This window comes from Streptomyces sp. URMC 126 (assembly GCF_051386555.1).
In the GTDB taxonomy this organism is placed as follows: Bacteria; Actinomycetota; Actinomycetes; order Streptomycetales; family Streptomycetaceae; genus Streptomyces.
In genome coordinates, this window is the sequence record NZ_JBPQTX010000661.1 from 1 (window position 1) to 696 (window position 696).

At 78.9% G+C, this 696-nt stretch carries 1 pseudogene; it reads right to left on the reverse strand.

Annotation, left to right across the window (positions count from 1 at the left end):
• Positions 1 to 209 (reverse strand): annotated as a pseudogene (locus tag ACSNOK_RS33355) (hypothetical protein); the annotation flags it as partial.
• Between the last annotated feature and the right edge of the window lie 487 nt (positions 210 to 696).

Consider the following 696-nt stretch of genomic DNA (forward strand, 5'->3'; position numbering starts at 1 on the left):
GCCGGGTGGAACCGGACGTACAGCACGGGGGTGGTGGGGGTGACGGGAGCAGCGGAGGTGGCAGGAGTTACGGGAACAGCGGAGGCGGCAGGGTTGACGGAGGTGGCGGGAGCGTCGGACGCGCCGGGAGTCACGGCCGGCCCGTGCGCGGCCCGTTCCCGGGCCCCGGCACCCTCCGGGCCGTCCGCGTCCGGAGCGGCCCGCTCCACGTCCGCGCCCGCCCCCGCGCCGGCGTCCGCGCCAGCGGCCCGGAGCCGCCGGACGGGCGCGACCGCCGGACGTTCCGGATCACCCGCCGGGCATTCCTGCGCACCCGCCGGCCGGCGGACCGGACCCCTCGCCGTGCGAAGGCGGCCTTCCGGCGCGGCCCGAAGGGAACGCCGGCCCGCCCCGGCCCCCGGGGAACGCTGCCCCGCCCCAGCCGACCGGCCGTCCCGGACCGGAGCGGGAACCGGAGCGGAGGCCGGAGCCGGAGCCGACGCCGGAGTCAAAGCCGGAATGGAGGCCGGAATCGAGGCCGGAATCGAGGTCGATGCCGGGACCGGCCCCAGGCCCGGCCCCGGGACCGGCCCGGGGTCGCGCCCCGGCACCGCCGCCAGCCTCCGCGTCCGCACTTCTTCCACCTTGCCGGCCTCCCCCGCCCTGTCCGCCTCACGCACCTCGTTCACCTCATACACCTCGCTCACCTCCCCCACC